The 15037-nt window shown below is 65.1% G+C and carries 10 protein-coding genes; 6 read left to right on the top strand and 4 right to left on the bottom strand.

Going from position 1 to position 15037, the window contains the following annotated elements; translation table 11 throughout:
* Positions 1 to 72: 72 nt before the first annotated feature.
* Both cphA (O0879_RS12425) and cphA (O0879_RS12420) read right to left on the bottom strand, forming a co-directional pair.
* On the bottom strand, positions 73 to 2643 hold the full coding sequence (gene cphA, locus O0879_RS12425) for a cyanophycin synthetase (RefSeq protein ID WP_289916700.1): 2571 nt from the start codon (positions 2641 to 2643) through the stop codon (positions 73 to 75).
* Between the two features lie 70 nt (positions 2644 to 2713).
* Complete coding sequence (cphA, locus tag O0879_RS12420; RefSeq protein ID WP_289898584.1) at positions 2714 to 4891, bottom strand: cyanophycin synthetase; 2178 nt, start codon at positions 4889 to 4891, stop codon at positions 2714 to 2716.
* A gap of 513 nt (positions 4892 to 5404) precedes the next feature.
* On the opposite strand from cphA (O0879_RS12420), the gene O0879_RS12415 reads away from it, so the two are divergent.
* Positions 5405 to 7675, top strand: a complete 2271-nt coding sequence (locus tag O0879_RS12415) for an ABC transporter ATP-binding protein (protein WP_251350402.1) — start codon at positions 5405 to 5407, stop codon at positions 7673 to 7675.
* A gap of 2 nt (positions 7676 to 7677) precedes the next feature.
* On the top strand, positions 7678 to 8148 hold the full coding sequence (locus O0879_RS12410; RefSeq protein ID WP_289916698.1) for a DUF1854 domain-containing protein: 471 nt from the start codon (positions 7678 to 7680) through the stop codon (positions 8146 to 8148).
* 44 nt (positions 8149 to 8192) lie between these two features.
* Here the strand turns inward: O0879_RS12410 and O0879_RS12405 are convergent, their stop codons facing one another.
* Positions 8193 to 9707 (bottom strand): AMP nucleosidase, encoded by a 1515-nt coding sequence (locus O0879_RS12405; RefSeq protein WP_289916697.1) that lies wholly within the window; start codon positions 9705 to 9707, stop codon positions 8193 to 8195.
* 123 nt (positions 9708 to 9830) lie between these two features.
* On the opposite strand from O0879_RS12405, the gene O0879_RS12400 reads away from it, so the two are divergent.
* From O0879_RS12400 to O0879_RS12385, 4 genes are all read left to right on the top strand, one after another.
* Positions 9831 to 10427: a TetR/AcrR family transcriptional regulator gene (locus tag O0879_RS12400; RefSeq protein WP_034783384.1), complete on the top strand. Its 597-nt coding sequence runs from the start codon at positions 9831 to 9833 to the stop codon at positions 10425 to 10427.
* A 14-nt stretch (positions 10428 to 10441) separates the two neighbouring features.
* Positions 10442 to 11245 (top strand): type I methionyl aminopeptidase, encoded by an 804-nt coding sequence (gene map / locus O0879_RS12395; protein ID WP_099666967.1) that lies wholly within the window; start codon positions 10442 to 10444, stop codon positions 11243 to 11245.
* Between the two features lie 2 nt (positions 11246 to 11247).
* On the top strand, positions 11248 to 11772 hold the full coding sequence (locus tag O0879_RS12390; protein WP_289916694.1) for a hypothetical protein: 525 nt from the start codon (positions 11248 to 11250) through the stop codon (positions 11770 to 11772).
* Between the two features lie 78 nt (positions 11773 to 11850).
* On the top strand, positions 11851 to 12501 hold the full coding sequence (locus O0879_RS12385; protein ID WP_289904051.1) for a heme-binding beta-barrel domain-containing protein: 651 nt from the start codon (positions 11851 to 11853) through the stop codon (positions 12499 to 12501).
* On the opposite strand, the gene O0879_RS12380 is transcribed toward O0879_RS12385, so the two are convergent.
* Positions 12498 to 14960: a hypothetical protein gene (locus tag O0879_RS12380; RefSeq protein ID WP_289916692.1), complete on the bottom strand. Its 2463-nt coding sequence runs from the start codon at positions 14958 to 14960 to the stop codon at positions 12498 to 12500. The genes O0879_RS12385 and O0879_RS12380 overlap by 4 nt on opposite strands.
* Positions 14961 to 15037 lie beyond the last annotated feature (77 nt).

Below are 15037 nucleotides of genomic sequence, written 5' to 3'. Positions count from 1 at the left end.
TGCGCGGCGGGAGACGGTGGAGGATAAAAAAAGGCGGCCCGCAGGCCGCCCTTGTGTGCACTGTTACAGCGCTCAGGCTTCGGCGACGCGCTTGGCAATGTGCGCCAGCGCTTCTTCCACCTGGTCGATCAGGATCAGGCACAAATCGCCTTCGCCGAGGCGTGCCAGGGCCTTGTCGATGGCGACGAATTCGCCGTTGATTTCATCGATATGGCTGGTGCGCTTGGCGCCGTCCAGGCCCTGGCGCAGCAATGCCACCACTTCGCCGTCGGCGCGGCCGCGCTGGCACTGGTCCTGGTACAGCAGCACGTCGTCAAACGCGGCGCCGAGGATTTCCGTCTGCTGGCGGATGTCTTCGTCGCGGCGGTCGCCGGCGCCGCTGATGACCACCGAGCGGCGCTTGGCCGGCATGCTTTCCACGGCCTGCACCAGCGCCAGGATGGCGTCCGGATTGTGACCGTAGTCGGCGATCAGGGTGGCGCCCTTATAATCGAAGACGTTGAAGCGGCCCGGCGCATTGTCGGCTTCATTGGCGAAGGTTTTCAGGCCCAGCGCGATGGTTTTCCAGTCCAGGCCCACGGCCCAGGCGGCGGCCAGCGACGCCATGACGTTGTCGACCTGGAAGCCGATGGCGCCGTTGCGCGTGATCGGCACTTGCGACAGGGCGATTTCGTGGCGCTCGTTGCCTTGCGCCGCGACCAGCTTGCCGTCTTCCACGTACACCACGCGGTTGCCTTGCGCGCGGTGCGTGGCCATCACGGGATGCGTCTTGTCGGCGGCGAAGAAGGTCACCGTGCCACTGCAATTCTTGGCCATGCGCGCCACCGCAGGGTCGGTGGCGTTCAGCACGGCCACGCCGCTGTCGGCCACGTTCTGCACGATCACGCGTTTCAGGACCGCCAGGTCTTCCACGGTGGTGATGTAGTTCAGGCCCAGGTGGTCGCCCGCGCCGATATTCGTCACCACGGCGACCTGGCAGCGGTCGAAGGCCAGGCCTTCGCGCAGCATGCCGCCGCGCGCCGTCTCGAACACGGCCGCGTCCACGTCCGGGTGCAGCAGCACGTTGCGCGCGCTGCGCGGGCCGCTGCAGTCGCCGCTGTCGATTTGGCGCCCTTCGATGTACACGCCATCCGTGTTCGTCATGCCCGTGCGCAGGCCGGAAGCCGTCAGCAGGTGGGCGATCAGGCGCACGGTGGTGGTCTTGCCGTTGGTGCCGGTGACGGCAACGACGGGGATGCGGCCATCGTCGCCTTCGGCGAACATGGCGGCGATGATGGCTTCGCCCACTGGGCGCGGCTTGCCGAACGACGGCGCCAGGTGCATGCGCAAGCCCGGCGCGGCGTTCACTTCCACGATGCCGGCGTTCTGCTCTTCCAGCGGTTTCAAAATGCTTTCGGAGACGACGTCGACGCCGCAGATGTCCAGGCCCACCATGTGCGCGGCCGCGACGGCGCGCGCCGCCACTTCCGGGTGCACGTCGACGGTGACGTCGGTGGCCGAGCCGCCCGTTGACAGGTTGGCGTTATTGCGCAAGATCACGCGCTGGCCCACGGGCGGCACGGATTCGGCCACGTAGCCCTGCTTGGCAAGGCTGGCCAGGGCGATGTCGTCGAAGCGGATTTTCGTCAGTGAGGTGGCGTGGCCGCTGCCGCGGCGCGGGTCCAGGTTGACCTGGTCGACCAGTTCGCGCACCGTGTGCTGACCGTCGCCCACAACTTGCGGCGGGTCGCGGCGGGCCGCCGCCACCATCTTGTTGCCGATGACGAGCAAGCGGAAATCGTGGCCCGGCAGGTAGCGCTCGACGAGGATATCGTCGCGGAATTCCTGCGCCGCGAGGAAGCCGGCCGTCAGCTGTTCGCGCGTGGTGACGTTGACGGTCACGCCTTTGCCCTGGTTGCCATCCTTCGGCTTGACGACGACGGGCAGGCCGATCTCGCAGGCGGCGGCCCAGGCGTCGTCCGCATCGATGGCGACACGGCCGTGCGGTACCGGCACGCCGGCAGAATCGAGCAGTTTTTTCGTCAGTTCCTTGTCTTGCGCGATGGCTTCCGCGATGGCGCTGGTGCCGTCCATTTCGGCGGCCTGGATCTTGCGCTGCTTGCTGCCCCAGCCGAACGTCACCAGGCTGCCTTCGGTCAAGCGGCGGAACGGGATGTTGCGGGCCACGGCGGCGTTGACGATGGCGCCCGTCGAGGGGCCCAGGCGCACGTCTTCATCGAGTTCCTGCAACTGGTGCAGGGCGCCGGCCAGGTCGAACGGCGCATCGGCCAGGGCCGCCTGGCACAGCTGCTGCGCCAGTTCCAGGGCCAGGCGGCCAACGGCTTCTTCCGAGTATTCGACGACGACCTGGAAGATGCCCGTTTCCAGGGTCGGCGTGGTGCGGCTGAAGGTGACGGGGCAGCCGGCTTGCGCCTGCAGGCCCAGCGCCGCCAGTTCCAGCACCTGCGCCATCGGCGCGGCGTTGTAGTTGCCCAGCGGTTGCAGCGGGCTCAGTTGCGGGAAGAGCGCGCGCAGGCGGGCTTCGAAGCCGGGCAGCTGGGCGATGTCGAGTTCCTGCGTGGTGCAGGAAACAATGGCTTCCACGGCGGTGTCGTGGCTCCAGAGGTTAGGGCCCCGCAAGGCCCGTACGCGAGATACTTCCATAATTAAACCGTAATCCTGTTGTGTTCTTGTGGGCCCGGCCGTGCTGGCCGGGCTTGAGTGCTGCTTTGCCTTAGTTGCCGATGCAGCCGGGGGCGGCGTCGAAGGTGCGCAGACCTGCGCAAATCAGGTCGACGGGCAGGTTCAGGGCCCAGGCGGCGGCCGCGACGGCCAGCACGCTGTCGACATTGCCGGCCGTGGCCGGTTTCAGCAGGTCCAGGCACAGCAGGACCGTTTCGATGCCGCCTTCGGCCAGCACGATGTGGTTGCCGCGCACGAACACGGCGCGCTGGCCGGCGGCCAGTTGCGCCGCGATGGCGGCCAGGCTGCCATCCTGCGCATACAGCGTCACGCTGCCGTCGCATAGCTCGGCCAGTTCCAGCACGTGCGCGTTGGCGGCGTTCAGCACGGCCACGCCCGTCGGCACCACCACGTCGACCTGGCTGCGCACGGCCTTGTACAGGCCCGCTTCGTCCAGCACGTCGAACTCCTTGACGCTATCGAGGCTGCCCATGTCCGTGACGACGCCGATCTGGCACTTGTCGTAGGCCAGGCCTTCGGCCAGGATCATGCGCGGATTGCTTTCGAACAGGGCCGTCTGCACGGTGCGGTTGAGCAGCAGGCGCTGGCCCGCATCCCAGTTCACGCAATCGCTGCTGACGACGCGGCGCTGGTCCAGGTACATGCCTTCGCTGCAGACGGCGCCCGTGTGCAGGCCCGACAGGTTGAGCAGCTTGCACAGCATGCGCACGATCAGGCTGGCGCCGCGCGTGCCCGTCACGCCGATCAGCGGAATGCGGCCCGTTTCCTCGGCGGCGAACAGGTGGTCGACGATGGCCGCGCCGACAGGGCGGGGCTGGCCTACGCCCGGCTTGATGTGCGCCAGCAGGCCGGGGCTGGCATTGACTTCGATGATGGCGCCGCGCTGTTCTTCCAGCGGACGCGTGATGTCGGTGGTGACCAGGTCGATGCCGGCGATATCCAGGCCAACCACGCGCGCGGCCAGCAGGGCCGCATGCACGACGGACGGATGCACGTCGTCCGTGACGTCGATGGCCACGTTGCCGTTCGGTTGGATCAGCACTTTCTGGCCCGCCTGCGGCACGGACAGGGCGGTCATGCCCTGGCGCTGCAGTTCCAGCACGATTTCGCCCGATTCATGCGGCTTGACGGTACCCAATGGGAAATCCTCGCCTTCGCCGCGGCGCGGGTCGGTATTGATCTGCGTGTTCACCAGTTCCAGCACGGTGGAAACGCCGTCGCCGTCGACCCACAGTGATTCGCCCTTGGCGGCCGCGATCAGCTTGTTGCCGACGACGAGCAGGCGGTGTTCGTCGCCCGTGATGAAGCTTTCCACCAGCACGGCTGAGCTGTCGCCCTTGCGCGCGGCCAGGTCGTAGGCTGCCTTCACGTCCGCTTCCGTCATCAGGTTGAGCGACACGCCGCGGCCATGGTTGCCGTCATACGGCTTGACGACGACGGGCACGCCGATGTCCTGCGCTTCTTCCCAGGCCGCTTCGGCGCTACGCACCAGGCTGCCCTCGGGCACGCGCACGCCGCACGATTTGAGCAGGAATTTGGTCAGATCTTTGTCGCTGGCGATGCCTTCGGCAATCGCGCTGGTGCGGTCCGTTTCGGCCGTCCAGATGCGGCGCTGCGCGGCGCCGTGGCCCAGCTGCACCAGGTTGCCGTCGTTCAGGCGCAAGGAAGGGATGCGGCGCTCGGTGGCGGCATCGACGATGCTGGCCGTGCTCGGGCCCAGGCAGCGCGAATCGACCATGTCGCGCAGGGGCGCCAGGGCCGCTTCCAGGTCGTAGGCTTCATCGTTGATGGCGGCCATCAGCAGTTCGCGCGCGGCGGCCAGGGCGGCGCGGCCCACGTGCTCTTCGCGCGTGCGGAAGGCCATCTTGTAGACGCCGCGCTGGCTGGTCGAGCGCGTCTGGCCAAAGCCCGTGCGCATGCCTGCCAGGTTTTGCAGCTCCAGTACCACGTGTTCGAGGATGTGGGCCGACCACGTGCCTTCGCGCAGGCGCTCGAAAAAGCCGCCCCGTTCGCCCACGCCGCAGCGGTGCTCGATCATGCCGGGCAGCCACGCCACCAGGCGTTCGTACAGGCCGGGCAGGGTATTGGATGGATAGTCTTCCAGTTCGCCGATGTCGACCCAGGCTTCAATCACCGGGCGGTAAGTCCAGATGTTGGGGCCGCGCAAGTGGGTGACGCGGGCAAATTCGATGTTCTTCTTCTTGATCATGTAAGTGGTTTCTTGATAACAAGCCAGGCGTCTGGGCGCCAGATACTTTATGTTGGCTCTACAGAGTCTTTTCAGGCTCGTGCTTGGTTCTTTATCCCGGGTATGCGCAGTGTGCCACTTTTAGAGGCCTCTTGTCGCGTTTGCTTCTCGTATTCTGCTGGTGTTGTCATTCTAATTGTTACTAATTGTTGCCATACTTGTTATAAAGATACCGACTCTGGGCTAAGCTGGAGCATTTGCGCAACAGCGGGCTGTTGTATACTTGCTCCCGTATCGCGGCCGCGTTGCAAAAGCGCCGCGCCTGCCTGGCACTTCCTGCGACAGCCGCGCATTTTTTTTGCGCCGTTTTGCCATCATTCCTTACCGGCAGGCATCCATTCGATACAATACAGGAAATTGCCACTGGTGCATCCACCTCGCCATCGCGCAGTACACAAACATTGATCGGGCGTCTGCCCCATCCCCCAAATCCCGCCCTGAAGGGCTTGGCCTCGAGCCGGAGTATGCTTTACGATGACAACTGAACTGAGTGTTCCTGCAACAACTATTCCCCTCACCTCGCTGCCTGAACACTGGCTGGCGGAAGTCGAGAGCAACCTTTCTCCAGGGGAGAACGTTTTAAGTAGCGTTGAGGTTGACCTCGATGCGCGATTACGTTTCACAAAAGGCATAATTGTTGTCACCGAGAAGCGTTTACTGGCCCGTTCGCCGGGCGATACTGCCTGGAAAAGCTGGTCTTTCCGTCCTGGATTGCGCCTGACGCACCATGACCACGCCGGTGTCGGCCACCTGGAACTGTTCGACGACCACGGCCGCCTGGCTTCGTGGCGCTTCACTTTGGGCCAGAACCTGCACGCCATCCGCGTGCTGGAACAGTTCGTCGAGCGCCTCGACAGCCACCTGACGGGCCAGCCCGTGCTGGAAGCGGAGCAGGAAGTGTGTCCTAGCTGCAAGGCCCCGCTGGAGCCGGAGCAGGAAGAATGCCCGATCTGCGCCAAGGTGCTGTACACGCCGCCATCGACCTGGACCCTGTTCCGCCTGTGGCGCTTCGCCCACCCCTACCGCGGCCAGTTGGCCCTGGGCTTCCTGCTGATGCTGCTGAGTACGGCCGCGCACATGATTCCGCCCTACCTGACGGCGCCGCTGATGGACAATGTGCTGATCCCGTATCAGAACGGCAAGCATATCGACCCGTGGCTGGTGGTGTACTACATGAGCGGCTTGCTCGGTTCGGCCCTGCTGGCCTGGCTGCTAGGCTGGGGCAAGACGTATGTGCTGGCCCTGGTGTCCGAACGCATGGGCGCCGATTTGCGCTCGGCCACGTATGAACATCTGATGAAACTGTCGCTGGAATTCTTTGGCGGCAAGCGCACGGGCGACCTGATGGCGCGCATCGGCAGCGGCAGCGACCGCATCTGCGTCTTCCTGTCGCTGCATTTGCTCGATTTCGCGTCCGACGTGTTGATGATTATCATGACCGGTGTCATTTTGTGGTCGATGAACCCGTGGCTGGCCATCATGACTCTGGCGCCGCTGCCCTTCATCGCCTGGATGATCCACCTGGTGCGCGACCGCCTGCGCACGGGCTTTGAAAAGATCGACCGCGTGTGGAGCGAAGTGACCAACGTGCTGGCCGATACGATTCCCGGCATCCGCGTGGTCAAGGCGTTTGCGCAGGAAAAACGCGAAGCGGCCCGCTTCCGCGACGCCAATGCGCACAACCTGGCCGTCAACGACAAGTTGAACAAGGTCTGGTCGCTGTTCTCGCCCACCGTCTCCTTCCTGACGGAGATGGGCTTGCTGGTCATCTGGTGCTTCGGCATCTGGCAGCTGTCGCGCGGCGAAATCACCGTCGGCGTGCTGACCGCCTTCATCGCCTACAGCACGCGCTTCTATGGCCGCCTCGATTCCATGAGCCGCATCGTCTCCGTGACGCAGAAATCGGCGTCCGCCGCCAAGCGCATCTTCGACATCCTCGACCACGTGTCGAGCGTGCCGGAGCCGGCGCAACCGGTGAAACTGGATAAAATCGAAGGACGCATCGATTTGCGCGAAGTCGGTTTCCGTTACGGCAACCGCGCCGTCAACCGCGGCATCACCCTGAACATCAAGGCGGGCGAGATGATCGGCCTGGTGGGCCACAGCGGTTCGGGCAAGAGCACCCTGGTCAACCTGATCTGCCGTTTCTACGACGTCTCGGAAGGGGCGATCTTGCTCGACGGCGTCGATATCCGCTCGTTCGCCGTCTCCGACTACCGCCGCAATATCGGCCTGGTGCTGCAGGAGCCGTTCCTGTTCTTCGGCACCATCGCGGAAAATATCGCCTACGGCAAGCCGCACGCGACGCGCCAGGAAATCATCGCCGCCGCGCGCGCCGCGCATGCGCACGAATTCATCCTGCGCCTGCCGCAAGGCTACGATTCGATGGTGGGCGAGCGTGGACAGGGCCTGTCCGGCGGCGAACGCCAGCGCATCTCCATCGCCCGCGCGCTGCTGATCGACCCACGCATCCTGATCATGGATGAAGCGACATCGTCGGTGGACTCGGAAACGGAAAAAGAAATCCAGAAGGCGCTGGACAACCTGGTGCAGGGCCGCACGACGATCGCCATCGCGCACAGGCTGTCGACCTTGCACCGCGCCGACCGCCTGGTGGTGCTGGACCGCGGCCAGGTCGTCGAAGTGGGCAGCCACGATGAATTGATGGCGAAAGAGGGCGCCTATTTCCGCCTCTACGAAGCACAGGCGCGCAACAACGAACTCGCCCTGGATGACAAGGAATAAGCATGGCCAGTACAACTTTTACATTACACCGCGACACCTTCGGCAAGCTGGTGATGACGGATGCGGATGGCCAGGTCTTTGAAGGCGTGGCGCCCGTGCGCGCCTTTCCCATCCAGTCGCCCAACGAAGGCATTTCGCTGGTGCTGGGCAATGGCAAGGAAGTGGCGTGGATCGACCATGTCGACACCTTGCCCGAGCCGGCGCGCAGCCTGCTGCAGGAAGAGCTGGAAGGGCGCGAATTCATGCCCGAGATCGCGCGCGTGAAAAGCGTCTCCAGTTTCGCCACGCCGTGCACCTGGTACGTCGACACGGACCGGGGCGAGACGCAGTTCGTGCTGAAGGGCGAGGAAGACATCCGCCGCATCGGCGCCGCGTCGCTCTTGATCGCCGACAACCACGGCATTCACTTTTTGATCCGCGACATGTTCAATATCGACAAGACGACGCGCAAGATCCTCGACCGCTTCCTGTAAGCGATGCAACAATAAAAAACGGCGCCTTGAAGGCGCCGTTTTTTTTATTGGAAGGCCACTTCCGCAAAGCTGCGCAATTTGCGGCTATGCAGCCGGTCCACGCCCTGGCGGCGCAGCAGTTCCACGGCGCGGATGCCGATGCGCAGGTGCTGGTCGACGCGTTCGCGGTAGAAGTGGTTGGCCATGCCGGGCAGCTTGATTTCGCCGTGCAGCGGCTTGTCGCTCACGCACAGCAGGGTGCCGTACGGGACGCGGAAGCGGAAGCCGTTGGCGGCGATCGTCGCGCTTTCCATGTCCAGCGCGATGGCGCGGCTCTGGCTGAAACGGCGCTCCGGCGTACGCTGCGGCAGCAGTTCCCAGTTGCGGTTGTCCGTGCTGGCCACGGTCCCCGTGCGCATGATGTGTTTCAGATCATGCCCTGTCAGCTGGGTGATCTCCGCCACCGCCGTTTGCAGCGCCTGCTGGATTTCCGCCAGCGGCGGGATCGGCACCCACAGCGGCAAGTCTTCGTCGAGCACATGGTCTTCGCGCACATACGCATGCGCCAGCACGTAGTCGCCCAGGCTTTGCGTGGTGCGCAGGCCCGCGCAATGGCCCAGCATCAGCCAGGCGTGCGGGCGCAGCACGGCGATATGGTCGGTGATGGTCTTCGCATTCGCCGGTCCCACGCCGATATTGACCATGGTGATGCCGCTGCCGTCTGCGCGCAGCAGGTGGTAGGCGGGCATCTGCGGCAGGCGCGGCGGGGCGGCGCCCAGCGCATCCTCGCTTTCCACCGTCTGTCCCACCCGGCGCGTGACCACGTTGCCCGGTTCGACGAAGGCGACGTAGCCGTCGTCGTCCGAGGGCGCGGCGGCGTCGGGTGCGCGGTCCATCAGGGCGTGGCCCAGGCGGATGAATTCGTCGATGTAGAACTGGTAATTGGTAAACAGGACGAAGTTCTGGAAATGCTGCGGCGAGGTGCCGCTGTAGTGGCGCAGGCGCTGCAGCGAGTAATCCACGCGCGGCCCCGTGAACAGCGACAGCGGTTGCGCTTCGCCATGCGCCGGTTCGTGCGTGCCGTTGGCGATGCCGTCGTCCATGGCCGACAGGTCGGGCAGGTCGAACAGGTCGCGCATGGCCAGGCGGCGGCCCGCATCCATATTGCCTTCGATATGGTCATGCTCGGCGAACGAGAAATGCACGGGGATGGGCTGGGCGCTCACGCCCACTTCCAGGTGCACCTTCTGGCCGCTGTTATGGTTTTTCAGCAGCAGCGTGAACTGGTCGAGGTAATAGTCGCCGAACAGGTCGGGGCGCGTCAGGGTGGTCTCGAACACGCCGGGACCGGCGACGAAGCCGTAGGCCAGCGGCGAGTCGGCGCGCGCCACGGTGTCCGTCTGGATGCGCACGAAGGGGTAGCAGGCGCGCACCCGTTCGTGCATGTCTTCGCCGGCGACAAATCGCTGCAGCGCATCGCGCAAGTGTTCGATGCTGCTGCGGTAAATGGCTTGCACTTGGGCCAAAGCCAGGCGTGGATCATCGAAGCGGGAGGAGGCGATGAAGGGGGGCGTAAGCAAGCGGATTCTCCTTGTAGCGGTTCGTGCATACCATTGTAAGGCAGCAAGGCAAGTCGCGTTGGACGCGTTTTTCAGCGAACGGGGCCGCTTGACGGATTCAAATAGAATCTGTATTCTATTTGAATGGTCAGACTAGCCAAATTCAACGAAAACAACTTCATCGACAGCGCGATCGCCGTCGCCGCCCAGTGCGGCGTGGGCGCCGTCTCGATGGCCGCCATCGCCGTCAAGGCCGGTGCGCCCATCGGCTCCGTGTATCACCGCTTCGATTCGCGCAACGCCATCCTGGCGCGCGCCTGGCTGCGCGTGAAGAGCGACTTCCGCGAGGAAGTGGCCAGCCGCTGGCTGGGCGGCGATACGTGGGCCGGCGTGCACGGCTTGCTGGACTGGTGCCGGCGCAAGCCCGTGTATGCACGCTTCCTGCTGCAATGCGCGGACAGCCCCGATTTCAGCAGTGGCCTCAGCGAGGAATTGCTGGCCGCCGTCGAAGAGGAGCAAGCGGCACTCGATGCCTGCTTTGTCCGCTGCGCTGAAGCCATGCCCGCCACCACGGAGCTTGACCTGGATCACATGCTGCTCAAATTCGTGCTGATCGACGCCCCCGTGGCCGTCGTCAAGCCTTACCTGACCCAGGAGCGGCCGATCCCCGCCAGCGTCGACGCCATGCTGCGCGCCTCGCACGACGCCGTGCGCGGCTGGGCCGCCCACACCACACACTAACCAAGAAGAAAACCATGCGCTATTCCACCCAGCTTGAACACGGCAAGAAAATCCCCCTGCACGACGAAGAAGGCTTCATCGGCATGCGCGCGGCCGGCCGCATCGCCGCCGACACGCTCGACTACATCGCGCCCTTCGTCAAGCCTGGCGTCTCGACGGCCAAACTCGACGCCCTGTGCGAAGAATTCATGCGCGCCGCCGGCGCCATCCCCGGCACCATCGATTACCACGGCTACAAGCACGCCAGCTGCATCTCCGTCAATCACGTGGTCACGCACGGCATCCCGTCCGAGACCAAGATCCTGAAAGTGGGCGACATCCTCAATATCGACGTGACGCCGAAGTTCCAGGGCTGGTTCGGCGACACCAGCCGCACCTTCAAGGTGGGCGCCGTCTCCATCCTGGCCAACCGCCTCGTCAACACGGCGTATGAGGCCATGATGGCCGGCATCCACACCGTGCGTCCGGGCGCCACCCTGGGCGACGTGGGCGCCGCCATCGAGGCGGTGGCCAAGGCGCAGGGCTTTTCCTCCGTGCGCGACTTCTGCGGCCACGGCGTGGGCCAGGTGTTCCACGACACGCCGCAAGTGCTGCACTATGGCCGCGCCGGCACGGGCATCGTGCTCGAACCGGGCATGATCTTCACGATCGAACCGATGCTCAACGTGGGCAGCTACCAGGTCAAGGTCTTGCCGGACAAATGGACGACGGTGACGAAAGACCGTTCGCTGTCGGCGCAGTTCGAGCACTCGCTGGCCGTGACGGAAACGGGTTTCGAGATTTTCACCCTGACCGGCTCGACCGACCCGCTGGTGTAAGCATGGATGACGCGCGCCGGCGGCAGCTCACCGATATCGTCGCCGCGAAAGCGGGCGTGGATGTCGCTTGCGCGGCGCGCCACCTGGCGCTGCATGACGACGACGTGGCGGCCGCGCTGCGCGGCATCGATATCGAACGTTTTACGCTCACGCAGCGCCTGCTGAACAAGTACCGGCGCGATCCGGAAGACGCGCTGCAGCACGTGGCGCTGGCCGTGCTGCAGCACGAAGATATCCGCAGCGACAGCGTGCTGCGTCTGGAGCGCATCGCGGCCCTGGCGCCGCCCGTCGCCGGCGTGGTGATGCTGGCCGAGTGGCTGGCCTATGTGGACTGGGAAGGCTTCGACAGCGCCCTGTACGCGAATATCGACGCGGTGGCGGCGTTCATCGGCGGTGCACTGGACCTGCCCGAGGTGGCCGCCAACCTGCTGCAAGCGCGCGATGCAGACGTGTTTGAAACGAGGCGCCCGGCGCTGGCTGCCGCGGCCCTGCTGTTCATCGAGCGCCACACTACGCAGTTTCCCTGACGGCTGGCGCTTTGCCGCCGGCGGGCGCGCGTCTTACAATGGCGGCAAGCACTGTTGCCCCATTTTGAAGACTTCCGCATGAGCGATTTTCCCGAAGATATCTACACCGAGCCGTCCGCCGACGTGCACACCCTGAACAACCTCGGTCCCCTGACCGGCATGGCCGGCATCTGGACGGGCACGCGCGGCCTGGACGTCAAGCCGAAGGCCGACGGTCCGCGCAAGCAGGCCTTCGTCGAGCGCATCGAGCTGCAGCCGATCGACCCCGTCACCAACGGCCCGCAACTGTTCTACGGCTTGCGCTACTACATCCACATCACCAAGCCGGATCAGGTCAAAACGTATCATGAGCAGGTGGGCTACTGGCTGTGGGAACCGGCCACGGGCGCCGTGATCCAGACCCTGGCCATCCCGCGCGGCCAGATCGCCATGGCGTCCGGCACGACGACAGCGGACGCCACCAGTTTCGAACTGGTGGCCAAGCGCGATTCGACGGCGTACGGCATCTGCTCGAACCCCTTCCTCGAACACGCATTCACCACCGTCGAATACCGCATCAAGGTCGATATCCACGCCGATGGCACGTGGGGCTATGACGAGGACACGGTCATGTTGATCCGCGGCAAGGATGAACCGTTCCACCACACGGACCGCAACCTGCTGACCAAGGTCGGCGAGCCGACGCCGAACCCGATGGCCCTGCAGGCGCTGGCCGCAACCGCCGCTTAAGGCTGTCCCTGGGCTACCGCCTTGATCGCGCGCTCCTCGCCCATGGCGGCGGCGATCTTCCAGCGCTGCATGGCGCTGGCGCGGTCCGGGCGTTTCAGGCCCGCGCCTTCCCAGTCCATCAGGCCCAGGTTGTAGATGTCGCCCGCGCTGCCCTTGTCGGCGGCCAGGGTGAACCATTTGCGCGCTTCCTTGTGGTTGACGGGAATCTGGTAGCCGCGCACGTGGTACAGGCCCAATAAGTGCATGGCTTGCGCATTGCCCTTGTTTGCGGCCTGTTTCAGCAGGTCCAGGCCGCGCGCCATGTTGCGCGGCTCCTGCCAGCCTTCGGCCAGCATCACGCCCTTCGCCGTCAGCGCATAGCTGTCGTTCTTCACCAGTCCCTTGCCGATCAGGGGCTTGGCGGCCACCTGGCGCGCTTCGCGCTGCTGCGCCGTTGGTGCGGTGATTGGGCCGGGCTTGCCTTCGCCCATCAGCAGCATCCAGCCATACAGGCCATACGCGCCGGCGTCGCCCTTGCCGACCAGGCTTTCCAGCATGGCCAGCGCCTGCGCCTTGTCGCCATTTTCATACAGCTTGACGGCCTTGGCGCTGCTCGCGTCCTGCGGCACGGCGGCCGGCGCATGGGGCGCGACGGGCACCGACGCCATGGCCGTTTGCGGCGGCGCGGAAACCGGGCGCACGCGCACGGGCAAGCCATAGCTGGCGGCCAGTACGGCCAGGCTGGCGGGGGCGAGGATCAGCACTTGCGCCAGCTGGTTGCGGCGGCCCTTGCCGGCGATGCCCATGGCCCGTTCGGCCTGCCGTTCGCCGCCCAGCGCCTCGCTGAGTACCGTCTTGACCTTGCGGTTGAACAGCCAGTAACCGGCGCCCGTGACGAGCAGCCCGGCCACGGCAGCGGCACCGCGGCCGGCGAAGAACCAGGCGGCGATGGCGGCGGCCAGCGCGGCCAGCGCGCTTTTCCACCAGAACTGCTTGGCCAGCCGCGTGTAGACCTGGCGCAGGGCGCCCAGCACGCAGGTGCGCACGTTCTGCGCATAGTCGGCGGAAACGACGTCGACGTGCGCGTGGTCCGCGTCGCCGCTGAGGACGGACTCGATCACGTCCGCATTCAGTTCCGAGGCGGCCACGTCGCGCAGCGGCGTCAATAAACCTTGCACGTGGGCCGAGAACAGGCCGTCGTCGGCGCTGCCGGCCAGCGCATCGCTGAGCGCCTTGAGGTCACCGCGCAGCAGCTTTTCCACGATGTCATCGAGCGTCAGCCAGCGCAAGTCCGTGCCGTACGCCACCAGGTGATGTTTTTCCGCGTTGCACGATGCATCGAGGCGCACGATGCGCAGCTTGCCGCCATACAGGGCGTCGACTTCCTGCGGCTGGTCTTCATTGTAAATGCTCACTTTCGCCAGGGCCAGGCTGCTGGAGATGGCTGCCAGTGAGTGCACGCTCTCCTTGTCGCGGATGCGGCGCGCGTCGTCCGGCGCCTGCTTGGGCAGGCTGACGCTGTAGCCGGGCGCCACGTGCACGTCGACCCAGGCCGCCTTGCCCACCTTGCCGGAACCGTCGCAGGGGTTGCAGCGCAAGTCGCCCACGCCGCTGCACGTGCGGCAAGTAACCTTGCCGCTGGCGCGGCAGGTGCCGCAATTGATGTTGCCGGAACCGTGGCACGTGTTGCAGCTGACCTTGCCGAAGCTGCAATGGTAGCAAGAGCGATATTCCGTGCGGTATTGCGTGCGCGTTTCGCTGTGGTAGCTGGTGTGCGAGCTGCCGTTGCTGTAGGTGGTAGTGGGCACTTGCACCGTGACGTAATCGGTGACTTGCTCGGACACCGTGCCGCTGCCGCTGCAATACGAGCACGACACCTTGCCGCTGCCGTAGCAGCCATACGCGTCGCAGCTGACGGTGCGCCCGCCGTGGCAATTCCAGCACGTTTCCGTCGTCGCGCCATAACAGGTGTGGCAGCCGATGCGGCCTTTGCCGGAACAGTTGCTGCAGGTATCGAGGTGCCAGTACTTGACGGCGTGCGGCAGGTAGACGCCCGCCTCGACGCCGTTGTAGGCCTGGCCCGCCTGGCGCAAGGCATTGTCGAGCTTGCCCGCCGCGCGGCGCAGCCGCTCCTTTTCCTGCGCGTGAGCGAGTGCTCCCACTTCGTGCGAGCCACAGCGGCAGTCATTGCCCGCCGGCGCGAAATAGCCATTGATGACGCGCTGCTCGAAGCGTGCCTCGAGCGCGTAATTGGCTTGCAGCGAAAAATCCTGCAGCACGTCTTCCTCGGCCAGCGGCGTGATGTCGTGCGGCTCGAAGCGCGTCTTGTCCTGCACCAGGGTGCGCAGTTTGCCCAGCACCGTGGGCATGTCTTCCTTGTCGAGCTTGATGGGCGCAGGCGCCGTCACGGCCGTTGCTGATGCCTGGGGCATGTCCTCGCTGCCTTGGGTATCGGTGGCCGTGTCGGTGCTGGGGTTCATGCGCGTCCTTTTGCTCTCTGGAAAGATGTTTGAATTTTAGCATCTCCATATGACAAGGCGGCTACCCCTGGCTCCCT

It is taken from the genome of Janthinobacterium sp. SUN120, from assembly GCF_030397735.1.
Classification (GTDB): domain Bacteria; phylum Pseudomonadota; class Gammaproteobacteria; order Burkholderiales; family Burkholderiaceae_D; genus Janthinobacterium; species Janthinobacterium kumbetense.
This window is presented reverse-complemented; position numbering and strand designations above follow the sequence as displayed.